This is a genomic window from Virgisporangium aurantiacum (genome assembly GCF_016863635.1).
Lineage (GTDB): Bacteria > Actinomycetota > Actinomycetes > Mycobacteriales > Micromonosporaceae > Virgisporangium > Virgisporangium aurantiacum.
Window position 1 is genome coordinate 1 of record NZ_BOPG01000043.1, and the last position, 23,011, is coordinate 23,011.

Annotated in this window: 21 protein-coding genes; 12 read left to right on the forward strand and 9 right to left on the reverse strand. The window is 71.4% G+C overall.

Translation table 11 applies throughout. The features are described 5' to 3' along the window. Nucleotides 1-316, forward strand: a 316-nt coding sequence (locus Vau01_RS31210; RefSeq protein ID WP_203999981.1) for an NUDIX hydrolase, incomplete at its 5' end; no start/stop codon positions are given. Nucleotides 317-564: 248 nt separating this feature from the next. Continuing rightward, the gene (locus Vau01_RS31215) at nt 565-1,521 is read left to right on the forward strand and encodes a CDP-alcohol phosphatidyltransferase family protein (protein WP_373320336.1); all 957 of its coding nucleotides are present in this window, start codon (nt 565-567) and stop codon (nt 1,519-1,521) included. Nucleotides 1,522-1,591: 70 nt separating this feature from the next. Here Vau01_RS31215 and Vau01_RS31220 read toward each other — a convergent pair whose 3' ends face one another. From Vau01_RS31220 to Vau01_RS31230, 3 genes are all read right to left on the reverse strand, one after another. Beyond that, complete coding sequence (locus tag Vau01_RS31220) at nt 1,592-2,824, reverse strand: phosphatidylserine decarboxylase (protein ID WP_203999987.1); 1,233 nt, start codon at nt 2,822-2,824, stop codon at nt 1,592-1,594. 109 nt (nt 2,825-2,933) lie between these two features. Then, nucleotides 2,934-3,158, reverse strand: coding sequence for a hypothetical protein (locus Vau01_RS31225; protein ID WP_203999990.1), 225 nt, complete (start codon nt 3,156-3,158; stop codon nt 2,934-2,936). After that, nucleotides 3,155-4,807 carry a PspC domain-containing protein gene (locus Vau01_RS31230; protein WP_203999993.1) on the reverse strand — a complete coding sequence of 551 codons (1,653 nt, stop codon included), beginning with the start codon at nt 4,805-4,807 and terminating at the stop codon, nt 3,155-3,157. The genes Vau01_RS31225 and Vau01_RS31230 overlap by 4 nt, the downstream gene beginning before the upstream one ends. A gap of 525 nt (nt 4,808-5,332) precedes the next feature. On the opposite strand from Vau01_RS31230, the gene Vau01_RS31235 reads away from it, so the two are divergent. Together Vau01_RS31235 and Vau01_RS31240 are read left to right on the forward strand one after the other, a co-directional pair. Further along, nucleotides 5,333-6,634 carry an ATP-binding protein gene (locus Vau01_RS31235; protein WP_203999995.1) on the forward strand — a complete coding sequence of 434 codons (1,302 nt, stop codon included), beginning with the start codon at nt 5,333-5,335 and terminating at the stop codon, nt 6,632-6,634. Then, nucleotides 6,631-7,284, forward strand: a complete 654-nt coding sequence (locus Vau01_RS31240) for a response regulator (protein ID WP_203999999.1) — start codon at nt 6,631-6,633, stop codon at nt 7,282-7,284. The genes Vau01_RS31235 and Vau01_RS31240 overlap by 4 nt, the downstream gene beginning before the upstream one ends. Here the strand turns inward: Vau01_RS31240 and Vau01_RS31245 are convergent, their stop codons facing one another. Beyond that, complete coding sequence (locus Vau01_RS31245) at nt 7,285-7,608, reverse strand: chorismate mutase (protein ID WP_204000002.1); 324 nt, start codon at nt 7,606-7,608, stop codon at nt 7,285-7,287. 233 nt (nt 7,609-7,841) lie between these two features. Between Vau01_RS31245 and pcrA the strand changes: the two genes are divergently transcribed. Continuing rightward, on the forward strand, nt 7,842-10,247 hold the full coding sequence (gene pcrA, locus Vau01_RS31250) for a DNA helicase PcrA (RefSeq protein ID WP_204000005.1): 2,406 nt from the start codon (nt 7,842-7,844) through the stop codon (nt 10,245-10,247). Between the two features lie 5 nt (nt 10,248-10,252). Here pcrA and Vau01_RS31255 read toward each other — a convergent pair whose 3' ends face one another. Next, on the reverse strand, nt 10,253-10,888 hold the full coding sequence (locus Vau01_RS31255; RefSeq protein ID WP_204000008.1) for a M23 family metallopeptidase: 636 nt from the start codon (nt 10,886-10,888) through the stop codon (nt 10,253-10,255). A 725-nt stretch (nt 10,889-11,613) separates the two neighbouring features. On the opposite strand from Vau01_RS31255, the gene sucC reads away from it, so the two are divergent. The 3 genes from sucC (at nt 11,614) to Vau01_RS31270 (ending at nt 15,039) form a co-directional block, all read left to right on the forward strand. Then, the gene (sucC, locus tag Vau01_RS31260) at nt 11,614-12,792 is read left to right on the forward strand and encodes an ADP-forming succinate--CoA ligase subunit beta (protein WP_204000010.1); all 1,179 of its coding nucleotides are present in this window, start codon (nt 11,614-11,616) and stop codon (nt 12,790-12,792) included. A gap of 1 nt (nt 12,793) precedes the next feature. After that, nucleotides 12,794-13,681, forward strand: coding sequence for a succinate--CoA ligase subunit alpha (sucD, locus tag Vau01_RS31265; RefSeq protein WP_204000012.1), 888 nt, complete (start codon nt 12,794-12,796; stop codon nt 13,679-13,681). A gap of 71 nt (nt 13,682-13,752) precedes the next feature. After that, nucleotides 13,753-15,039, forward strand: coding sequence for a cell division protein PerM (locus tag Vau01_RS31270; RefSeq protein ID WP_275423970.1), 1,287 nt, complete (start codon nt 13,753-13,755; stop codon nt 15,037-15,039). A gap of 54 nt (nt 15,040-15,093) precedes the next feature. Here the strand turns inward: Vau01_RS31270 and Vau01_RS31275 are convergent, their stop codons facing one another. Then, the gene (locus Vau01_RS31275; RefSeq protein WP_204000014.1) at nt 15,094-15,363 is read right to left on the reverse strand and encodes a DUF4190 domain-containing protein; all 270 of its coding nucleotides are present in this window, start codon (nt 15,361-15,363) and stop codon (nt 15,094-15,096) included. 27 nt (nt 15,364-15,390) lie between these two features. Further along, nucleotides 15,391-16,170 carry a DUF4190 domain-containing protein gene (locus tag Vau01_RS64720; RefSeq protein WP_204000015.1) on the reverse strand — a complete coding sequence of 260 codons (780 nt, stop codon included), beginning with the start codon at nt 16,168-16,170 and terminating at the stop codon, nt 15,391-15,393. Nucleotides 16,171-16,327: 157 nt separating this feature from the next. On the opposite strand from Vau01_RS64720, the gene purN reads away from it, so the two are divergent. Both purN and purH read left to right on the forward strand, forming a co-directional pair. Then, nucleotides 16,328-16,945, forward strand: a complete 618-nt coding sequence (gene purN / locus Vau01_RS31285; RefSeq protein ID WP_204000017.1) for a phosphoribosylglycinamide formyltransferase — start codon at nt 16,328-16,330, stop codon at nt 16,943-16,945. Continuing rightward, nucleotides 16,932-18,491, forward strand: a complete 1,560-nt coding sequence (gene purH, locus Vau01_RS31290; protein ID WP_204000019.1) for a bifunctional phosphoribosylaminoimidazolecarboxamide formyltransferase/IMP cyclohydrolase — start codon at nt 16,932-16,934, stop codon at nt 18,489-18,491. The genes purN and purH overlap by 14 nt, the downstream gene beginning before the upstream one ends. Nucleotides 18,492-18,496: 5 nt before the next feature. Here purH and Vau01_RS31295 read toward each other — a convergent pair whose 3' ends face one another. Continuing rightward, nucleotides 18,497-19,396 carry a serine hydrolase gene (locus tag Vau01_RS31295; protein WP_204000022.1) on the reverse strand — a complete coding sequence of 300 codons (900 nt, stop codon included), beginning with the start codon at nt 19,394-19,396 and terminating at the stop codon, nt 18,497-18,499. Nucleotides 19,397-19,448: 52 nt separating this feature from the next. Here Vau01_RS31295 and Vau01_RS31300 point away from each other — a divergent pair, with 52 nt between their 5' ends. Then, nucleotides 19,449-20,312: a bifunctional methylenetetrahydrofolate dehydrogenase/methenyltetrahydrofolate cyclohydrolase gene (locus Vau01_RS31300; protein WP_204000024.1), complete on the forward strand. Its 864-nt coding sequence runs from the start codon at nt 19,449-19,451 to the stop codon at nt 20,310-20,312. On the opposite strand, the gene Vau01_RS31305 is transcribed toward Vau01_RS31300, so the two are convergent. Continuing rightward, nucleotides 20,304-21,899 carry an outer membrane protein assembly factor BamB family protein gene (locus Vau01_RS31305; protein ID WP_204000026.1) on the reverse strand — a complete coding sequence of 532 codons (1,596 nt, stop codon included), beginning with the start codon at nt 21,897-21,899 and terminating at the stop codon, nt 20,304-20,306. The genes Vau01_RS31300 and Vau01_RS31305 overlap by 9 nt on opposite strands. 78 nt (nt 21,900-21,977) lie before the next feature. Here Vau01_RS31305 and mdh point away from each other — a divergent pair, with 78 nt between their 5' ends. After that, nucleotides 21,978-22,928: a malate dehydrogenase gene (gene mdh / locus Vau01_RS31310; protein WP_204000028.1), complete on the forward strand. Its 951-nt coding sequence runs from the start codon at nt 21,978-21,980 to the stop codon at nt 22,926-22,928. Nucleotides 22,929-23,011: the final 83 nt, after the last annotated feature.

The following is a 23,011-nucleotide window of genomic DNA, read 5'->3' on the forward strand; positions in this document are numbered from 1 at the left end:
CCTGCCCGGCGGCGGCACCGAGGTCGGCGAAGCGCCGTCGGACGCGCTGTTGCGTGAGGTGGCGGAGGAGACCGGTCAGGTCGGGACGATCGGCCGGTTACTGAGCGTATCCCACCGGCATAACCCGGTTGCCCGTGGCTGGGAGGGGTATCCGATCAACTGGCACACCATCCGGGTCGTGTACGAGATGGCGGTCGAGGAGCCGACCGAACCTCGGGTCACCGAGACGGCCGGTTCTACCGTTGAGGCAACATGGATGCGGCCGGCGGAGATCGACAGGAGGGCGCTGACGGATCTGGCGTCATCGGTTCTGTGACGGGTCCTGGACTCGTCGGTGAAGCACGACTACTCTAAGCTACGGTCGTTTGAATGGTATTTGACCGGGTTTAGCCCATAAGAGAAGCTGTTTGACCGTCGCGAAATCACATATTGATGTGCGATGGTATAGGCCGCATCCGCGCGGGTGGGAACGGAACAAGGAGGTTCTACGTGCCGACAGCCCCATGGCGCCGGCGCCGCGTGAACGACATCCCCCGCCCGGCAGGGCGCAGGTGGGCCGGCCGGTTGCGGCGCGGTGGAACGTTGGCACGTCGGGTGCTTGTTGGTCCGCTCACCGATCCCGCGTCCCCGCCGGGCACCGATGCCTTGCCGACGCGTCGCCGCTTCACGCTGAGTCGCGGCGCCGCCGGTCGGGGTGGAACCGCGGTCGCGAGCCGGCCCGGTCGCTCCGAGCCCACCCCGTTGACCACCGTCGATCTCGTCGACCTGGTGCCGACCAGCCCGGCCATTCCGGCCCCGGCCGGCCCGGTGCCGTCCAGCGGCGTCAACATCCCGCTGCTTCCCGGCGAGCGGACGATCGGCCGCCGGATCCGGTTCGCGATCGTCAACGGTTGCACGCTGCTGAGCCTCGTCCTCGGCGTCACCGCGATCTTCCTCGCCACCGAGGGCGGCGACCTCAAGCTGGCCGCGATGTGCCTGATCTCCTGCGTCGTCTTCGACGGCCTCGACGGTGCCCTGGCCCGCCGCCTGCGGGTGGCCAGCCCGTTCGGCGCCCAGATGGACTCGCTGGCCGACATGTGCTCGTTCGGCATCGCCGCACCGGTGGTGGTGCACGTCCTGCTCTCCGGTGAGGCCGCGCCCGCGATCACCGCGCCGGCCTGCGCGCTGGTGGCGGTCTGCGCGGGCATCCGGCTCGCCCGGTTCAACGTCTCGCCGAAGGACGGCCGCTTCTTCAGCGGCGTGCCCACCACGATGGTGGCCGCGGTACTGGCGGTGGGCGTGCTGATCGCGCCGTCGGCGCCGGTGGCGCTGCAGGTGGCGGCCGTCGTGATGCTCGCGCTCGCGATGGTGTCGAGCTTCCCGTACGTCAAGCTGGCCCGGTTGCTGCGGCTGCCGCCGTGGGTGCTGGCGCTGCCGGTGGTGGGCGCGTTCGTCAACTACCAGCTGACGTTCGCCGTGGTGGTGCTCGCCTACCTCCTCAGCGGCCCGGTCCTCTGGGTCCGCAACCGCAACCTGGCCTAGACCCTTCCTCGATCTTGGACTCCGTGCGGTGCCAGAGGCCCGCACGCAGTCCAAGATCGCGTAGCGGGAGCTACTTCCAGCGGGCGATCACCGAGGCGCCGCCGACCACCCGTTCGCCGGGGGAGACGCGCGGGGTGGCCTTGTCGGCCGGTAGGTACACGTCGGTGCGGGAGCCGAACCGGATCAGGCCCATGCGCTCGCCCTTGGCCAGCAGCGAGCCGACCGGTGCGCGCTGCACGATGCGACGGGCGATCAGGCCCGTGCGCTGGGCCACGATCACCCGGCCGTGCGCGGTTTCGAGCACCGTGTACGCGGCCACGTTGTGCTCGGCCGACGGCTTCATCGCCGCGGCGTAGCCGCCGTCCTCGACGAAGTAGTCGGTCACCTTGCCGGCCACCGGCGAGCGGTTGACGTGCACGTCGAGCACCGAGAGGAACACCGAGATCCGCAGGTACTCGGTGTCGCCGAAGCGGTCGTCGGTGAGCCGCTCCACACCCAGGACCTTGCCGTCCGACGCGGCGACCACCGCCGCCGGGTCCTCCGGCACGTCGCGGTTCGGGTCCCGGAAGAACGCCGCGACCGGGGCGGCCGCGAGGGCCGGCACCAGCCAGAGCCGCGACTTTGGCCGGGCCGCCTTCGCGAGCGCGGCCAGGCCGAGCGCGATGCCGGCCGCGGCGACGCCGTTCGAGTCGATGTGCATGCCGCGGGTGATGCGCACGCTCGACGGGCGCACCGCCGGCGCCAGCTTCGCCGCCAGCGTGTGATCGGCGGCGCTGAAGCGCAGCCGGTGCACCCGTACCGGGGGGACGTTGCGCAGCACGAGGTCGCTGCCGACGCCGTAGAGCGCCACCTGCCGCTCGATCTCGTCGACGGCGCCGCTGGGGCGGCTGGTGGCGGGCACCACCACCGAGAGCACCCCGCCCTCGTTCACGTGCTTGCCGAGGCCCTCCAGGAGGGCGCGGGTCTGCTCGGCGGTGCCGGTGAGCGGCTCGGCGTAGATCACGACGTCGGACGGGTCGGCGGCGCCGACGGAGTCGACCACCGACACCCGGCTGGCGACCCAGCTCCCCTGGCTGGCGACGTGCTGACGGGTCCCCTCGTCGCCGACCACCACCAGCCGGTCCTCGGGCAGCAGCGCGTCGACGGCGGCGGTGAGCACCGCCGACCCGGCGCCGCCACCGATCAGCAGGCCGGTCTTGGGTCCGTTGTGCCGGGCCAGTTCGTCGACGAGGGTGGCTGCCGCTCGGTGGCCGACGATCGGGCGGCGCAACGCGGCCGGCAGGTTGGCGGGGAACTCGCTCATCGCGACGATCAGCTCCTAGAGACGGGAAACGGCACTGGCCGGCGGGGTTCCGTAAAGAACCCCGCCGGCCAGCATATTCCGAGCGGTGTGAGCTAGCCGCTCGAAGACCTCAGTCGGAGTTCAGCGGTGGGGTGCTCACCGGCTCCACCGGCTGCCGGGGCCGCAGCGAGCCGATCAGGCCGAAGATGCCGAACAGGATCAGGCCGCCGGCGAAGATCAGGCCCGCCGTGGGCATGTGGACCTTGAGCTGGCTGCCGAGCAGCCACCAGGCCACGAACCCGAGGAACAGCATTCCGATCCAGAGGGACCACCGGTCCGTGCGGTGGATGTTCATCGGTGGACCTCCAGGTTTCCGACGTCGACGGAGATGGTCAGTTGCAGCGAGCCGCCGCTGTCGGGCCCGTCGGCGCCGTAGTCGACGACGGTGCGCCACTGGTCGCTGAGGCCGCCCCACCGCGAGTTGAACACCCGCGCGTCGCCGACCTCGACCTTGGCCCGCACGGTGACGTCGACGTTCGGCGGCAGGATGATCTCGATCCGGCCCACGTCGTTGGTGGCCTCGAACGTGATCTGCTGGCCGTTGAAGTCGACCTGGGTGAAGTCCAGCGTGTGGTCACCGGTGTCGCGGGTGTACGGGTTGTTCTCGTTGACCTCGATGATCGTGGTCGGGTTGAACTGTTCCGGCCGGCCGGCCCGGTGCGGACCGTCCATCGACGACGCGGTGGAGGCCAGCAGGCCGATGCTGAGCGCGATCCCGAGTGGGATCAGCAGCCGCGCGCGGCCCACCCAGGCGCCCGCCACCAGGCCGAGGCCGACCACGGCCAGCGCCACGGCGAAGTACGCCGATCCGGCGATCGAGGCGCCGAGCAGGTGCACGGTCGCCAGCGTGCCGAGGGCGATCGCGGTCGCGTAGACCGTCACCTTGCCCAGGCGCGACTTCGGCCGCTTCACCTTGGGCTTCGGCGCCGGCGGGCCGGAGAACGGCATGCCCGGGTAGTGCGACATCGGGTCGACCGACACCGGCGCGTCCCACGGCAGCCCGGCGCCGGGAATCGGCGGGTAGGGGCCGTAGAGCGGCAGCCGCCGCGTCTGCGTCTGCGGGATCGGCCCGAACGCCGGCGGGTAGGGCCCGGGCGGCGCGAACGGTCCGTGCGGCGCGAACGCCTGGCCGTAGGGCAGATTCGGTGGTTGCGGTGGTTCCGGCAGCGTCAGCGTTTCGTCCGGCTCCGAGATGACGGCGTGCGTGGTCGCCGCAGCGACCTCCTCTTGCCGTGCGTCGTCGGTACGGCTCTCCGGCCCATCGGCCGGATCGGTGCCGGCCGGTACGCCGTCCGCGGTTTGCGCGCCTTCTGCGGCTTCCGCGGTTTCCTCGGCGAGCGGTGACTTCTGCACGGTGGGCTCCGATGCTGGCGATTCGATGCGGTCCGCCGGCATCGGCACCGTCGGGGCCGCGGACGCGGCGGCGGTGGGTACGACGGGCGGCACGACGGTGGGCATGGTGGCCGGGGCGGCGGTCGCCATCCAGGGCGTGTGCGGGCTGGGTGGCACCATCGGCGCCCCGAACGGTTGGGCCCCGAACGGAATGTTGTTCGGTTGCCCGGGTCGCTGCAGCGTGCCCCGGCTGAGGAGCACGGCCGCGCCGAGCACGACCAGCGCGCCCACCACCGCCGGCCGCAGCCCTTCGGACGCGACCAGCGCGAACACCAGGATCGCCACGATCGTCCCGATCACCGCGACCGGCGCCGACGTGCGCGACGTGCCCCGGCCGAGCACCGCCTCGACCGGCGACGCGGTGTCGCCGTCGGCGGGGATGAGCAGCCAGCCGATCAGGTAGGCGAGCAGTCCGACGCCCCCGAACAGGGTCAGGACGGCGAACAGCACCCGCCACAGGATCGGGTCGGTGTTGGTCGCCCGCCCGACCGCCGCGCAGACCCCGGCGAAGTGCCGACCGGTCACCGGCCGGACGAGCCCGTACTTGGCCATGAACCCCGGCGCGAACTGACCGCCGGGCCCGAACTGACCACCCCAGCCACCGGTACCGCTGGTTGCTCCCGCACCGGCAGCCGTACCCTGATCGCCCCCAGGGGCGTATGCCGCCCCCGAGGTCGCTCCGGTGGCCGTGCTTCCTGGCGTGCTCCCGGCGGGCGTGCCTCCTAGGGCGCTCCCGGCGGGCGTGCCTCCTAGGGCGCTCCCGGCGGGCGTGCCTCCTGGGGCGCTCCCGGCGGGAACGCCTTCCGGCGCGGTCGTGGTGCCGGCCACCGTCGGTTCCGGCTCCGGGGTGAGTGAGGGCCAGAGGGGGCCGGGCGGCGGGGCCGGCGGGGCGAGCGCCGGCTCGTCGGGCGCCTGATCCGGCCGGGCAGCGTCGGCAGGCTCGTTCGTCATGCTGTAGATGGTGGCCCCCGGTCGGGGTCCAGTGCCTCCGGAATCGACCCTGACGCGACCCTGAATTGCCGGTTCCGGGCCGTCTCTGGCTGGTCGCGAAAGCCTCGACCGTGTGACGATCGCTTCATGACAACGGCGACCCCACCACAGGCCCGGCCACAGCCGCGCCTGTTCCGTGATCCGGGTAACCGGGTGCTCGGTGGGGTGGCTGCTGGCCTGGCACAACACCTGGGCGCACCGGTGATGGCGATCCGCATCGCGTTCTTCGCCCTGGCGCTCACCGACGGGCTGGGCGCGATCCTCTACACGGCATTCTGGGCGGTCCTCCCGCTGAGCTCGCAGGCGCCGAAACGCAACTTCCGACAATTGGTGCCATTCGTGGCACTGGGGCTCGGCATCGCGATCCTGTCGGTGCTCATCGGCGGTCCGCCCGGGCCGAGCACGCTCATCGGGTGGCTGGCCGCCCTGGCGGCCCTGGGCGTCGGGGTGATCTGGCACCAGGCCAACCCGAAGCGGCGCAAGCGGTGGAGCGAGGCGCTGCCCGGCGCTCCGTGGCTCGGCGCGGTGCTCGACGACGACCGGCGCGGCGCGCTCACCCGGTTCCTCGGCGGCGGCCTGCTGGTGATCCTCGGCCTGATCGGCATCATCTCCTACTTCGCGCAGCCGCTGGCCAGCCAGGGCTTCGGCACGCTCATCGGCGCGCTGCTGTTCGCGGCGGTCGGCCTCGGCGGTGTCGGCCTGGCGCTGGCGCCGGTGCTGTGGCGGATGTTCACCCAGCTCACCACCGAGCGCGAGGCCCGGGTGCGCGAGCAGGAACGCGCCGAACTCGCCGCGATGATCCACGACCAGGTGCTGCACACGCTGGTGCTCATCCAACGCAGCGCCGACGACAAGAAACAGATCCTGCGGCTGGCCCGCGGCCAGGAACGCACGCTGCGGAACTGGCTGTACAAGTCCACCGCGTCGCCCACCGAGCGGTTCAGCGCCGCGATCGAGCAGGCGGCCGCCGAGGTCGAGGACACGTACGCGATCACCGTCGAGGTCGTCGTGGTCGGCGACCGCGACGTCGACGAGCGCACCGCGGCCCTGGTGGCGTCCACCCGCGAGGCCCTGGTCAACGCGGCCCGGCACGCGAAGGTGGCCACCGTCTCGGTGTACGGGGAGGTCGAGGAGGATCAAACAAGTGTCTTCGTCCGCGACCGTGGCGTCGGGTTCGTCCTGGACAATGTCGACGACAACCGGCACGGGGTACGCGGGTCGATCCTCGGCCGCATGCAGCGGCACGGCGGCAAGGCCGAGATCCGCAGCGAGCCCGGTGACGGCACTGAGGTACGGCTCACCATGCCGGTGACCGATCCGCGACGGGGACGGGTCAGTGACTGGCTGGGCGGGGAACCCGCGCGGGTCGAAAGTGCGGATAGGGGTTGAGTGCTGTGTCTGAGCGGCTACGGGTCTTCCTGGTGGACGACCACGCGATGTTCCGTGCGGGTGTCCGGGCCGAACTCGGCGCCCACGTCGACGTCGTGGGCGAGGCGAGCACCGTCCCCGAGGCGGTCTCGAAGATCGCCGCGATCGAGCCCGACGTGGTGCTGCTCGACGTCCACATGCCCGAGGGCGGCGGGCGGGCGGTGCTCGAGTCGATGCGCCGTTCGCACCCGAACGTGAAGTTCCTGGCGTTGTCGGTGTCCGACGCGGCCGAAGACGTGATCGGCCTGATCCGCGCCGGCGCCCGCGGCTACGTCACCAAGACCATCTCGCCCGACGAACTGGCCGATGCGATCCGTCGCGTGGCCGACGGCGACGCCGTGTTCAGCCCCCGGCTGGCCGGGTTCGTGCTCGACGCGTTCGCCGCGCGTCCCGACGCCCCGCTGGCCGACCCGGAGCTCGACCAGCTGACCAACCGCGAGCGCGAGGTGCTGCGGCTGCTGGCCCGCGGTTACGCGTACAAGGAGATCGCCAAGGAGCTGTTCATCTCGATCAAGACGGTCGAGACGCACGTGTCGAACGTGCTGCGCAAGCTCCAGATGTCCAACCGGTACGAGTTGTCGCGGTGGGCGGCCGACCGGCGCCTCGTCTAGTTACAGGGGACCGCGTCCGGCGCGCAGGATCAGGAGCGCGAGCTGCACGCCGTCGGCACCGAGCTGCGACCGGTAGCGCTCGAGGATCTCGTTCTCGCGGTTGAGGACGAGTCGGGTGCCGCCGGACGCGACCCGGGTGCGGCCCACCTCCTGCGAGATCGCCGCGCGTTCCTGCCACAACTCGATGATCCTTGCGTCGATCTCGTCGAGACGTTCGCGCAGGCCGGCGATGTGCTCGGTGGCGGCGGTGCCTTCTGCGGTGCCGGTGGTGCCAGCGGTGATGGTGCTCATGTCGGTGTCCTCCGGGACGTCATCTGGGCTCATGTCGGCCTCCAGGTGCCCGGACACACAAAACCCCGGGCTCCTTGGGAGGCCCGGGGCAGTAGGTCTGAATGATCAGGCGCGACCTACGGCTGCGGGACTCCCGTAGCCGTAAAAGTAAAATCGCACCTGCGTGATCTTCACGGGTTGAAGTATGCCACGCCTGCGCAAGGTGGCAAGGCCCAACCGGATCCTGAGAGATTTCTGTCCCACCCCACGAATAGACTTCCGCACCGATGCTTCCTCTTCCCGGATTCTCCGATGTCGCCCCGCCGGCCCAACCCGCTCCCAAGCAGGCGCGCCAGCAGAACCCCGGCGCGGCCGTCCTCCTGAACGGTCTCAACCCGGAGCAGGCCGAGGCCGTCAGGCACGCCGGGTCGCCGCTGCTCATCGTGGCCGGTGCCGGTTCGGGCAAGACGCGGGTGCTCACCCACCGCATCGCGTACCTGCTCGCCGAGCGCGACGTGCATCCGGGGGAGATCCTGGCGATCACGTTCACCAACAAGGCCGCCGGTGAGATGAAGGAGCGGGTCCGTCACCTGGTGGGCAACCGGGCCCGGTTCATGTGGGTGTCCACGTTCCACTCGGCGTGCGTGCGCATCCTGCGGGCCGAGCACGAGCACGCCGGGCTGAAGTCGAGCTTCACCATCTACGACGCCGACGACTCGCGTCGCCTGATGCAGCTCGTCGCCCGGGAGCTCGACCTCGATCCCAAGCGTCACCCGGCCCGGTCGCTCGCCGCCGAGGTGTCGAACCTCAAGAACGAGCTGGAGAGCCCGGGCGAGTTCACGGCGAAGGCGGCCGGCCCGCACCAGCGCGCGGTGGCCGAGGCGTACACGCTGTACCAGCAGCGGCTGCGCGAGGCGCACGCGCTCGACTTCGACGATCTGATCATGCGGGTGGTCGACCTGTTCCGGCAGAAGCCCGACGTGGTCGACAAGTACCGGCGGCGGTTCCGGCACGTGCTCGTCGACGAGTACCAGGACACCAACCACGCCCAATACGCGCTCGTGAAGGAGATCGTCGGCGACACGGGCGAACTGTGCGTCGTCGGCGACGCCGACCAGTCGATCTACGCGTTCCGCGGTGCCACGATCCGCAACATCCTCGAGTTCGAGCGCGACTACCCGAACGCCCGCACGATCCTGCTGGAGCAGAACTACCGGTCCACCCAGACGATCCTGTCGGCCGCCAACGCTGTGATCGACCGCAACACCGAGCGCAAGCCGAAGCGGTTGTGGAGCGATCAGGGCGCCGGCGAGCAGGTGGTCGGGTACGTGGCCGACTCCGAGCACGCCGAGGCCGACTTCGTCGCCCGCGAGGTCGACCGGCTCTGCGACAACCACGGCTACCGGCCCGGCGACGTCGCGGTGTTCTACCGCACCAACGCGATGTCCCGCGTCTTCGAAGAGGTGTTCGTCCGGTTCGGCCTGCCGTACAAGGTCGTCGGCGGGGTGCGGTTCTACGAGCGCAAGGAGGTCCGCGACGCGCTGGCCTACCTGCGCGCGGTGGCCAACGAAGACGACACGGTGAGCGTCCGGCGGGTGCTGAACACGCCCAAGCGCGGCATCGGCGAGCGGGCCGAGGCGTGCATCGAGGCGCTGGCCGGCCGCGAGCGCATCTCGTTCGGCGCGGCCTGCCGTCGCGCCGACGAGGCCACCGGCATCTCCACCCGGGCGGCCAACTCCGTCAAGGAGTTCGTGGCGATGCTCGACGCCGCCCGCGAGATGGCCGGAACCAGCACACCGGAAGAGGTGCTGGAGGCGCTGCTCCAGCGCAGCGGCTACCTCACCGAGTTGGAGGAGAGCCTCGACCCGCAGGACGCCGGCCGGGTCGAGAACCTGCAGGAACTGGTGAGCGTCGCCCGCGAGTACACCGAACGCACCGAGGCCAACGCCCCCGAGGCCACCGACGACGCCGACGCGGGTGCGGCCGCCGCCGCGCCGGTCGCCACCCTCGACGGCTTCCTCGAACAGGTCTCGCTGGTCGCCGACGCCGACCAGATTCCCGCCGACGACCCCGAGCACAAGGGCGTCGTCACGCTGATGACGCTGCACACCGCCAAGGGTCTGGAGTTCCCGGTGGTGTTCCTCACCGGTCTCGAAGACGGCGTGTTCCCGCACCTGCGCGCGCTCGGCGACCGCAAGGAGCTGGAGGAGGAGCGCCGCCTCGCCTACGTGGGCATCACCCGCGCCCGGCAACGGCTCTACATCACCCGCGCGGTCACCCGTTCGGCGTGGGGCCAGCCGCAGTACAACCCGCCGTCGCGGTTCCTCGAGGAGCTACCGCCCGAGCTGGTCCGCTGGGAGCGCACGCAGGCCTCCTACACCAGCTGGTCGGGTGGCGGGCACGGCGGTCGCGTCGACCGGACCCCGCGTCAGTCGAGCTTTGTCGGTGGCACCCCGAAGGCGGCCGAGCTGGCGGGCCGGCTGGGCATCGACGCGAGCCGGTTGGCCACGGCCAGTGAGCTGAAGGGGAACGTGCCGGCGCTGGCGGTGGGCGACCGGGTCAATCACCAGCGGTACGGCATCGGCCGGGTCACCCAGGTCGAGGGGTTCGGTGCGCGGGCACAGGCCCAGGTCGACTTCGGCGACCAGGTGATGTGGATCGTGCTCCGGCACGCGCCGCTGGAGAAGCTCTAGCGGCGTTACCCGGTGGGGGCGTCGGCCTTCTTCGGAAGCTCGGCGCCCTTGCCCTTCAGGTATTCCATCGGGTCTACCTGCTGGCCGTCGACGCGGACCTCGAAGTGGAGGTACGGCCCGAACGCGTAGCCGCTGTCGCCGACCGCGCCGATGGGCTGCCCGGCCTCGACGACCTGGCCCTCCGTCACGGCGAGGCTGTTCGAGTGACCGTACACCGACACGACGCCACCGCCGTGGTCGATGATGACGCAGTAGCCGTAGCCGCCGTTGGCCCGGGCCAGAACCACCTTGCCGCGCGCGATCGCGTAGTAGGCGGTGCCCTTCGGGGCAGCCAGGTCGATGCCGGTGCGCCCGTTGGCCTCGGCGTCGAGCTTGCGGAGCCCGAACTTCGAGGTGAGCGTGTACTCCTTGAGCGGCATCACGTAGATGTCCGGCGGGGCGATGTCGGCCGTGCCGGTAGTGGCCGCGCGGGTGTCGTTACGACTGGCCCGATCGTCGCCGACGGCCTTGGAGCGATCGGCGTTCTCGGAGGCGACGGCGTTGGCGTCGACGAGGTTGAAGCCGTCGGGTTCGCGCATGTCCGGCATGACCGTGCCGGTGACCAGGGCGACCACGCCCGCGCCGACGAAAGCGGAGGTCACAACGGCGGCATAGCGGCTCCGGGAGGCTCCCCGAACGCGACGACGGCCGCAATAGCGGTCGCCCTGCTGCCGATTCGCCACTCACGCTCCCGATTTCGCTGGGCGCATCTCCGACCCGATCCCCAGGTGGAGGAACCCCGGGAAATCTCGGCCGCTGGAAGGATGCGGGGCAACCTTTCGCGCGGATGCCGTCGAGAACGGTAGCGCCAGGTACCAGGCTCCACAAGCCGAGACGCGCATTCAAGCGGCTACGCAGAGCGATTCTCCGTCATTTCGTTGAACTTCCGTCACTGTCCACGTGCGACATCGTTACCCGCAAACCCATGGAATGCGGTGCGAGGGCCACTCGCCATAAAAAATCCGCCAACTGGCGTATGAGTACGCGCCGGTGGCGGAATTGGGGAATCGACCGATCAATATGTGCGCGAGGTCACGCACAGAGTGAGGGGCCGGACGCACCCCTCACACGTCCGGCCCCTCGATGCGCGATGCCCCGCCGCCACCCCTCGACCGACAGGGCATCGGCCGTTTCTGGTGCCGACCTGCGCAGCAGGCCGGCATCTCACTCAACGACGCCTTGCAGGGGCGGTTACGCCCGTCACCCGTGCGGGTACGCGCCCGTGCGTCACACGCGGAGCACCCGCCCGACACCACGGCGTGACCTGCTCGCTAGGCTGCGGCGAGATGCCCAGGAAGCCGTCGAAGAGCTGGAAAGAGCTGACGAAGTGGACCTGTACGAGTACCAGGGGCGTGCGCTGTTCGCCCGGCACGGGCTGCCGGTGCTGGACGGCGGGGTCGCCACCAGCGTGGCGGAAGCCCGCGAGATAGCCGACCGCCTCGGTGGCCGGGTCGTGGTCAAGGCCCAGGTGAAGGTGGGCGGTCGCGGTAAAGCGGGTGGGGTGAAGCTCGCCGACGACGCGCCGGAGGCCGAAACCCACGCGCAGAACATCCTCGGCATGGACATCAAGGGCCACACCGTCCACAAGGTCATGCTGACGACGACCGCCGACATCGCCGAGGAGTACTACTTCTCGTACCTGCTCGACCGGGCCAACCGCACCTTCCTGTGCATCGCCAGCGTCGCGGGTGGGATGGAGATCGAACAGGTCGCCCACGAACAGCCCGACAAGGTCGTCAAGCGGCCGATCGACGCGAACGAGGGCGTCACCGAGGCCATCGCCCGCGAGATCGTGCAGCAGGGCGGCTTCCCCGACGACGTCAAGGACCAGGTCGTCGACATCGCGGTGAAGCTCTGGCAGGCCTTCAAGGCCGAAGACGCGACGCTGGTCGAGGTCAACCCGTTGGCCAAGACGCCCGAGGGCCGGGTGCTCTGCCTCGACGCGAAGGTCACGCTCGACGCGAACGCCGACTTCCGCCACCCCGAGAACAAGGAGTTCGAGGACACCGCGGCCGTCGACCCGCTGGAGCAGAAGGCCAAGGAGAAGGACCTCAACTACGTCAAGCTCGAGGGCGAGGTCGGCATCATCGGCAACGGCGCGGGCCTGGTCATGTCGACGCTCGACGTGGTCGCCTACGCCGGCGAGGAGTTCGGCGGCGTGAAGCCGGCCAACTTCCTCGACATCGGCGGCGGCGCCAGCGCCCAGGTGATGGCCAACGGCCTGGAGATCGTGCTCGGCGACCCGGCCGTGAAGAGCGTGTTCGTCAACGTCTTCGGCGGCATCACGGCCTGCGACGAGGTGGCCCGCGGCATCCTGAGCGCCTTCGACCTGCTCTCCGAAAGAGGCGAGACGGTCACCAAGCCGCTCGTGGTACGGCTTGACGGCAACAACGCCGAGGAGGGGCGCCACATCCTCGACTCGGCCGCGAACCCGCTGGTGGAGCGGGTCGACACCATGGACGGCGCGGCCCGCCGCGTCGCCGAGCTCGCGGCGCAGGGGGCGTGACATGGCGGTCTGGCTGACCGGGCAGAGCCGGGTGATCGTGCAGGGCATGACCGGCTCCGAGGGTTCCAAGCACACCCGGCGCATGCTGGCGTCGGGTACGAACGTCGTCGGCGGCGTGACGCCCAAGAAGGGCGGGCAGGTCGTCGAGTTCGACGGCGCCAAGGTGCCGGTGTTCAACAGCGTCGGCGAGGCGATCGCCGAGACCGGCGCCGACACCACGGTCGTCTTCGTGCCACCGAAGTTCGCCAAGGGCGCGGTGCTGGAGGCGGTCGACGCGAACATCGGGCTGGCCGTGGTCATCACCGAGGGCATCCCGGTGCACGACAGCACGGCGTTCTGGGCGCACGCCGGCAGCAAGGGCAACGGCACGCGGATCATCGGGCCGAACTGCCCCGGTATCGCGAGCCCGGGCAAGTCGAACGCCGGCATCATCCCGGCGACGATCGCCGGCGCCGGCCGCATCGGCCTGGTCAGCAAGAGCGGCACGCTGACCTACCAGATGATGTACGAGCTGCGCGACATCGGCTTCTCCACGTGCATCGGCATCGGCGGCGACCCGGTGATCGGCACCACGCACATCGACGCGCTCCAGGCGTTCCAGGACGACGACGAGACCGACGCGATCGTGATGATCGGCGAGATCGGCGGCGACGCGGAGGAGCGGGCGGCCGACTTCATCAAGGCCAACGTCACCAAGCCGGTGGTCGGCTACATCGCCGGCTTCACCGCCCCGCCCGGCAAGACCATGGGGCACGCGGGCGCGATCATCTCGGGCTCGTCGGGCACCGCCGACGCGAAGAAGGTGGCGCTCGAGGCGGCCGGCGTGCGCGTCGGCAAGACCCCGACCGAGACGGCGAACCTGATGCGCGAGGTCATGACCTCGCTGTAAAGACGCTAAAAGCAAGACACGGCGGCCGGTCGGCATGACCGGCCGCCATCCTTTTGGCACAGTGGAGCCCGATGCCAGCCACCCCGGACCCGCCGACGGAGACGCGACGCGTTCCGCAGGAGCGGCGTCCGCGGAACGGGGCTCCGCGCGAGCGTCGCGGTCCGCGCGTCGATGAAAAAGCGGCGGGACGCACCGGCGGCGCGCCCCTGGTTCTGGCGGCGGCCGTCACCACGGGCTGGGCGGTGCTGGTGTCGGCCACCCCGGTGCTGCTCGCGGCGGCCGCGGTGCTGCTGATCTCGCCGAACCCCACCGACTCCGAGACGGTGCTGCGCAGCGGGTTCGCCGCGTGGCTGCTGGCGCACGCGGTCCCGTTGAAGACCGATCTCGGGCCGATCGGCCTGACCCCGCTCGCGATCAGCGCGCTCGCCGCGTGGCGGGTGGCCCGCGCGGGTGTGCACGCCGCGCGGGCGGCCGCCGCGCGGCGCAGCCGGTCGGTGCTGCCGGCGGTCAAGGCGGGTGCGGCCGTCGCGGTCGCGTACGGCCTTTACGGGACGGCGTTGGCGCTGGCCGTGTCGACCACGGGCCTGCACGTGCCGGCGGTCCGCGCGGGCCTGACGACGACGCTGTTCGGCCTCGGCGCGGGCCTCGCCGGTGCGCTCTGGGAGGGCGGCTGGCCGGCCCGCTGGGCGCCGGTGGTGCCGGTGGCCGTCCGCGACGCGGTCCGGACGGGTGCGGTCGCGGCGCTGCTCGTGATCGCGGCCGGCGCGGCGGCGACCGGTCTCGCGCTGGCGCTCTCGGCCGGGGTGGCCACCGACATGCTGCGCGAGTACCGCACCGGCGTGGTGGGCCAGGCCGGCCTGACGCTCGTCTGCCTCGTCTACGCGCCGAACCTGGCCGTGTGGGGGGCGAGTTACCTGGTCGGGCCGGGGTTCACCCTGGGCGTGGGCACCACGGTGAGCGCCGGTGCGGTGTCGCTGGGCCCGGTGCCGGCGCTACCGGTGCTGGCGGCGGTTCCGGCGCGGCCATTGTCGGCGTGGAGCGGGCTGTTGCTGGCGGTGCCGCTGGTCGCCGGGATGATCGCCGGCTGGCTGCTGGCACGGCGACAACTGCGGGCGGCGCACCAGCCGCGGAGCGGGGCGTGGGTGCGGCTCCTGGTGCCGGCGGCGCTGGCCGGCCCGGTCGCGGGTGCGGTGCTGGGGTTGGCGGCGCTGGCCTCACGCGGTTCGGTGGGGTCGGGGCGGTTGACCGACATGGGTGCCGAGGCGTGGCCACTGGCCGCGATAGCGGCCGCGGTGGTGGGCGCGGGTGTACTGGCCTCGGCGGCCGTCACCAGGGGGATGACCGCCCGGAAAGCGTGAAGCCTGGCCACCCCGCGGGGATGACCAGGCTCGACGACGGCCTGTCGGTGTTCGCTAGTTCCGCAGCATGATGTTGAGCGTCGTCCCGATGATGATGCCCACGACGGACGCAACGATGGCGAGGATGCCCAGCGTCTTCGGCTTGCCCCACTTGTTCGCCTCGACGATGGACAGAACACCGAAGATGATGCCGACCAGCGGGCAGCAGATCAGACCGATGACGATACCGAGGATGCCCCAGAGCTGGGTGCGGTCGGTACCGGCCGGCTGCGGCTGGCCGTAGGCCTGGCCACCGTAGGGCGGTTGCTGGGGTGGGTAGCTCATTCGTTTGCCTCCTGCGTTCTTCCCTTGTCAGCTGTAGATGTTGTTGCTGCTGATGACGCTGGTCAAATACAAACCGATAACGGTAAGGCTGATCAGTAGCCCGACGATGCCGGTGACCAAACCTCCGATGGCCAGACCCTTGTTGTTGGCCAGCCCCTGATCGGCCTTACGCATGCCCAGGATTCCGCAGATGATCGCCGGGATGGGCAGGATGAGCCCGAAGAAACTGCAGCAGCCCATCGGGATCGACAGGATGCCGAGGCACAGCGACACGATGCCGAGCGCATTGGCCGAACCCGATCCCGGCGGCGGCCCGTACCCGGGAACCTGGTACCCGGGCGCCGGGTAGCCCGGCGGCGGCGCCGGTGCCACGTACGCGCCGCCCGACACCTGGTACGGGTTCGCCGACACGGGGAACGCCTGGGCGGCGCCCGATGTGGGGTGGGCGTACGGGTCGGCGTACGGCGGCTGCTGCGGCTGCTGCTGGTACGCCGGCGGCGGTGGCTGTTCGTACGCCGGCTGGGCGTAGGACTGGGGCTGCTCGTACGAGGTGGGCTGCTGCTGCTGCGGCTGCTCGTACGACTGCTGCTCGTACGACTGCGGCATCGTGAACTGCTGCGGCTGGCTGTAATCGGGCGCGAAGGGGCTCGGCGCCGGTTCGTTCGGGTTGGGCTGTTGCTGCTGCTGGTACTCCTGCGGCTTGGGCGGCTCAGGCTGCTGCGGCTGCCCATACTGGCCCTGGCCCGAGGGGTCGGTGTACGGCTGACCGTACGGGTCCTGACCCGACGGGGGATAGCCAGGCTGCATCGCGAATAACTCCCTCGTGAGGTGTAACTGCCCTCAGCCCCAACTCCGTCGACACACACGGCGCGGAACCTGCGCAGCGTACTTGCTTTACCGTCGTAGCGCAGGCAGGCAAGGGGCGCGGATCGGGCAGATCAACCCCGGCGGCTAGGGTGTCCGGGTGCGTAAGCGGCTGGTGGTCCTCGTTTCCGGGTCCGGCACGAATCTGCAGGCGCTGCTCGACGCCGCCGTCGACCCTGCTTATGGTGCCGAAATTGTTGCGGTGGGTGCCGACCGGGCGGACACGAAGGGTGAGGCGCGGGCCGCTGATCACGGCATTCCCACCTTCGTCGCGGCCGTACGCGAATTCGCCTCACGGTCGGAGTGGGATATGGCGCTCACTGCGGCATGTGCGGAACATTCGCCCGATCTGATCGTATCGGCGGGGTTTCTGAAGCTGGTCGGCCCGGAGTTTCTGTCGCGTTTCGGGGGTCGATACGTAAATACGCACAATGCGCTACTGCCGGCCTTTCCGGGCATTCACGGCCCCCGGGACGCGCTGGCGTACGGAGTGAAAGTGGCGGGCGCCACACTCCATTTCGTGGATGCCGGCGTCGACACCGGCCCGATCATCGCGCAGGTGGCGGTTCCGGTGCTCGACGACGACACCGAGGAGACCCTCACCGAACGCATCAAGGACGCCGAACGGCGCCAACTCGTTGAGTACGTGGGACGGATGGTCCGCCAGGGATGGACCGTCGACGGCCGGAAGGTGAAGATCGTAAATGACAGCCAGTGACGGGCGCCGCCCGATCCGGCGCGCCCTGGTGAGCGTGTACGACAAGACCGGGCTCGATGGCCTGGTGCGGGCGCTCGCCGACGCGGGCGTCGAGATCGTGTCGACCGGCTCCACCGCCGCCCGCATCGCGGCGACCGGTGTGACCGTGACGCCGGTCGAGGAGCTCACCGGCTTCCCCGAGTGCCTCGACGGCCGGGTCAAGACCCTCCACCCGAAGGTGCACGCCGGGCTGCTGGCCGACCTGCGACTGCCGTCGCACGTCGCCCAGCTCGACGACCTCGGCGTGGCGCCGTTCGACCTGCTGGTGAGCAACCTCTACCCGTTCACCGAGACGGTCGCGTCCGGCGCCTCGCCCGACGAGTGCGTCGAGCAGATCGACATCGGCGGCCCGGCGATGGTGCGCGCGGCCGCGAAGAACTTCGCGTCCGTCGCCGTGGTCACGTCGCCGTCCGGGTACCGCGCGGTCACGAAGGCACTGGCCGCCGGCGGGTTCACGCTGGGCGAGCGGCGCGCGCTCGCCGCCGACGCGTTCGTGGCGATCGCCGAGTACGACGTGGCCGTCGCGAACTGGTTCGCCGTCCAGGCCGACGAGGCCGACGGGTGGCCGGCGTTCGCCGGGCAGACGCTGGTGAAGAAGGCCGTGCTGCGGTACGGCGAGAACCCGCACCAGCAGGCCGCGCTGTACACCGATCCGGTGGCGCCGGCCGGGCTGGCGCAGGCGGAGCAGTTGCACGGCAAGGAGATGTCCTACAACAACTACGTCGACGCCGACGCCGCCTGGCGCACCGTGCACGACTTCACCGACCCGGCCGTGGCGATCATCAAGCACGCCAACCCGTGCGGCGTGGCGCTCGGCGCCGACGTCGCGGAGGCGCACCGCAAGGCACACGCGTGCGACCCGGTCTCCGCGTTCGGCGGGGTGATCGCGGTCAACGGCGAGGTCACCGTCGAGTTGGCGAAGCAGATCGCCGAGATCTTCACCGAGGTGGTGGTCGCACCGGTGTACGCGGACGGGGCCGTCCAGGTGCTGGCCGCGAAGAAGAACATCCGGCTGCTGCGGGCGGCGCCCTTCCGGCCGTTGCCGGCCGAGACGCGGCAGGTCAGCGGCGGGGTGCTGGTGCAGATGCGCGACGCCGTCGACGCGCCGGGCGACGACCCGTCCGGCTGGAAACTGGCGTGCGGGCCGGCCCTGTCCGGGGCCGACCTGGCGGAGTTGGCGTTCGCGTGGCGGGCGGTGCGCTCGGTCAAGTCGAACGCGATCCTGCTCGCCGCCGACCGGGCCACGGTGGGCGTCGGCATGGGTCAGGTGAACCGGGTCGACTCGGCCCGCCTCGCGGTCGCCCGGGCGGGTGACCGGGCCGCGGGTTCGGTTGCCGCGTCCGACGCGTACTTCCCGTTCGCCGACGGCCTGCAGGTGCTCATCGACGCCGGTGTGCGGGCGGTCGCCCAGCCGGGCGGCTCGATCCGCGACCCGGAGGTGATCGAGGCCGCGTCGAAGGCCGGGATCACGATGTACTTCACCGGGACCCGGCACTTCTATCACTGAGCGGTCTACGGGCCCTTCACCTGGCGCGGCGGGCGTCCGAACGCCAGCGACACGACGTCGCTGATCGTCTGGGCGCCCTGCTTCGCGCTCCGGCCGGGCGGCTGGTCGTAGGTGACCGCGACGATGTAACGCTCGCGCGGCCCGGCGAAGCCGACCGAGTGGACGACCCAGTGGTCCGGGGTGCCTTCGGGCTTGAACGCCCAGCCGGGCTTGTGGCCGGCGTCGGATCCGGCGGCCCACACGCCCCACTGCTGCACGCCGGCGGCGGCCTTCAGCCAGCCGACCAGCTGGGTGCGGTCGGCCGCCGGCAGCTTCGCCAGCGCGTATGCCATCACCGTGGCGAGGTCGGTGGCGCTGCACTGCAGGTGCCGCCAGTACGGGCGGTAGCCGCTCACCACGGCCAGCGTCGCCATGCCGTACCGCTGCTTGAACTGCGGGATCATGTCGACGCCGTCGAACTTGTCCCAGAGCGCGTCGGTGGCGTCGTTGTCGGAGTCGACCAGCATCTTCCGCATGTTGTCGCGGTCGCCGGCGGTCAGCGTGAAGTCGCTTTCCAAGAGGCTGGTCGCGATGGCGAGCTTGATCGTGGACGCCGTCCAGGCGGCATGCGCCGGGTCACCGGCCTGCCAGGTGGACCCGGTGACGGTGTCGCGGACGACCAGCCCGAGCGTGCCCGGCGCCCCGGCGATGTAGCTGGTGAGCGCCTGGCTCGGTGCCGGTCCACCCTTCGCGGACGAGGCCGGAGCGGTCGGTGCGGCGGAACCGGAGGGTGGACCGGCACCGGGGCTGGTGGTACTCGTCGGTGCGGTTTCCGCCGGCACGCCGACCGCCCTTCCCGCGTCTCCCTGACAACCGGCCACGGCGAGCATGAGCCCCGCAGCCACCCCCGCCATCCATCGCCTCATGACGCACAGCACCGTAGCGTGCCCACCTGGGACCGGGCGATAGAGTCTTCGGGTGAGTGCGACGATCCTGGACGGCAAGGCCACCGCTGCGGCGATCAAGGACGAGCTCCGGTCGCGGGTGAAGGCGCTGGCCGAGCGGGGAATCGTCCCGGGGCTGGGCACCGTGCTCGTGGGTGACGACCCGGCGTCGCACATTTACGTGGCCGGCAAGCACCGCGACTGCGCCGAGCTGGGCATCGCCTCGATCCAGCGCGAGTTGCCGGCCGACGTCTCCCCGGCCGAGGTCGACCGGGTCGTCGACGAGCTGAACGCCGACCCCGCCTGCACCGGCTACATCGTGCAGCTGCCCCTGCCGAAGCACATCGACGAGCAGCGCGTGCTCGAACGCATGCTCCCCGAGAAGGACGCCGACGGCCTGCACCCGGTGAACCTCGGGCGCCTCGTGCTGCAGAAGCCGGGTGCGCTGCCGTGCACCCCGCGCGGCATCGTCGAGCTGCTCACCCGCTTCGGTGTGCCGATCGCCGGCGCCGAGGTCGTGGTGATCGGGCGCGGGATCACCGCCGGCCGGCCGCTGGGCCTGCTGCTCACCCGCCGCTCGGAGAACGCCACCGTCACGAGCTGCCACACCGGCACCCGCGACCTGGTGGCACACACCCGTCGGGCCGACATCGTCGTGGTCGCCGCCGGCGTGCCCGGCCTGCTCACGACCGACATGATCCGCCCCGGCGCCGCGGTGGTCGACGTGGGTTCCACCCGCGTGGTCGGTGCCGACGGCAAGGGCCGCATGGTCGGCGACGTCGACCCGGGCGTCCGCGAGGTGGCCGGTTGGCTGGCCCCAATTCCCGGCGGCGCCGGCCCGATGACCCGGGCGATGCTGCTCGCCAACGTGGTGGAAGCGGCCGAGCGCTCAGCGTAGGGCGGTCACGGCGTTGGTGGTCGTGGTCACCAGGAGGGTCCCGGGGGCGAGCCAGAGGCCGGTCGACGCGTCGTCGACCTGGCGTTCGGCCAGGTTCGTGCCGGTGTTCAGGTCGTAGCGGACCAGCCGCGCGGGGCCGCCGCGGTCGGGGACGACCAGGGCGAAGCCCGCGCCCTCGATCGCCGCCACCGCAACCGGGGTGGTGGCGGCCGGCAGCGGTACCTTCCAGCGTTCCCGGCCCAGCGCGAGGTCGACGGCCGTCGCGTTGTCGCCGCCCAGGTACAGGCCCGTGGCGCCGGCCGACGCGGCCAGGCGCCCGCCGGCCGGGTGCGCGGCGCCGGCGCGCCCGCCGCTCATGCTCAGCACCAGGCCGGTGGGGCCGTCGTTGACCAGCACGCCGCCGGCGGTCGGCACCAGGAGGGGCGCGTACCCGCCGGGCAGGCTGCCGCCGGGTGCGGTGCCGCGGGGCGGCAACCCGTCGACGGCGTCGGACGGGGACGACGGTGCCCACGTCCAGCGGACCGCTCCGTCCACTGTGGACAGCCCGGACACGCGGCGGCCGTCGGGGCAGGAGAACGCCACGGCCAGCGTGTCGTCGCGGTCCGGTTCGTCGGAGGTGGCGGCCGCCACCACCGCGCATTCGGCGTTCGCGGGGCGCCAGGCCCAGCGACGCTCGCCGGTGCGGACGTCGAGCGCGAGCACCGGCGCCGGTTTGCCGCGCGGTACCAGCACCACGAGGCCGGCCGAACCGGTCACCTGGTGGTCGGCGGCCGGCGCGTCGACCGTCCGCTGCCACCGCCGCTTCCCGGTGTAGGCGTCGAACGCGATGGCGAGCGTCTCTCCGTCTCCTTGCCAGAGCCCGACCACGAGGCCGCCGCCAGCGGCCGGACCGAGGCCGACCAGCGACCGGCCCGAGCGCAGGTGATGCCAGGCGGCGCGGCCCGTGCGGACGTCGAGCGTGCGGACGCCGGCCCTCTCGCGCAGCAGCACGACATTGCCCGCGACGCCGGCCACCGGTCCGCTCGGCGTGGCCTGCCAGGCGGTGGCGAGGCCCGGCGGGGGCGCCGCTTCCGCGGCCGGCACCGCCGCGACCGTGCGGGCATCGGTGCCCGAGCGGGCCAGCCGGGCGGCGCCCACCGGCCCCAGCCACCCGACGAGCACCACCAGGATCGTCGCGCCCACCAGCAGTCCTGGATGAAGCCTTCCGGGAAGGTCGGCCGTGAGCGCCGCGACCAACCAGCCCCCGGCAGCGAGCGTGGCGCCGACCGCGGCGAGCGGCCCGCCGGGCGCGAGGCCGTCGCGGGTCGCCTCGCCGGCGGCCGCGCCCACCGCGAGCGCCGCCGCGATCGCCGAACCCGCGCCGGCGACGGCCGCGATCCTTCTCGCGGCCAGCTTTCTCGTGGCCAGGGAGAGCGCGGACAGCACCGGCCCGAGCAGCACGACCGTCACGAGGACGGCCACCGCCGGCTTCGCGTGCGCCTCGCCCTGCCGCCAGGTGGCCGGACCCATCGACGCCGCGACGACCAGGAGGCCGCCGCCCGCCACCAGTCCGAGGGCGCCGCTGCGAATGATCGTGATGCGGTTCATCGCGGCTAAGCATGCCCCCCGGGGCCTCGCCCGGAACGCCCGACTAGGGTCGCAGGTGGATTGTCACCGGGAGGTTTCATGGGCAAGAAGGTCACCGTCGTAGGCGCCGGCTTCTACGGATCGACGACAGCGCAGCGCCTGGCGGAATACAACGTGTTCGAGACGGTTCTGCTCACCGACATCGTCGAGGGCAAGCCGGAGGGCCTGGCACTGGACATGAGCCAGTCCCGGTCGATCGAGGGCTTCGAGACCCGTGTGGTGGGCCAGACCACCGGCCCGAACGGCGAGGGTTACGAGGCGATCGAGGGCTCCGACATCGTCGTGATCACCGCCGGCCTGCCGCGCAAGCCCGGTATGAGCCGGATGGACCTCCTGGAGGTCAACGCCAAGATCGTGCGTTCGGTGTCGGAGAACATCGCCAAGTACGCGCCGGGCGCGGTGGTGATCGTCGTCTCCAACCCGCTCGACGAGATGACGGCGCTGGCGCAACTGGCCACCGGCTTCCCGAAGAACCGGGTGCTGGGCCAGGCCGGCGTGCTCGACACCGCCCGCTTCACCCACTTCGTGGCGGAGACGTTGAACGTGCCGGTCGGTTCGGTGAAGACGCTCACGCTCGGGTCGCACGGCGACACGATGGTGCCGGTGCCGTCGCGGTGCACCGTCGACGGCAAGCCGCTCGCCGACGTGCTCGACGCCGCCAAGATCGAAGAGCTCGTGCAGCGGACCCGCAACGGTGGCGCCGAGATCGTCGGGCTGCTGAAGACCGGCTCGGCGTACTACGCGCCGTCGGCGGCCGCGGCCCGGATGGCGCGCGCGGTGGCCGAGGACTCGGGTGCGGTGATCCCGTCGTGCGCCTGGGTCGACGGCGAGTACGGCATCTCGGGCGTGTACCTGGGCGTCGAGGCCGAGCTGGGTGCCGGCGGTGTGAAGAAGGTCATCGAGACCCCGCTCACCGACGGCGAGCTGGCCGCGCTGAAGGAGGCCGCCGAGGCAGTGCGGGCGAAGCAGGCCGACGTCGCATCCATGTAGTTCGGGGGCCTCTCTACCTGTGGGTGGAGGGGCCCATCCGTCGGCTCGGTGACGAAATCCGCTCGCGGTAGCCCGTAGGGTCG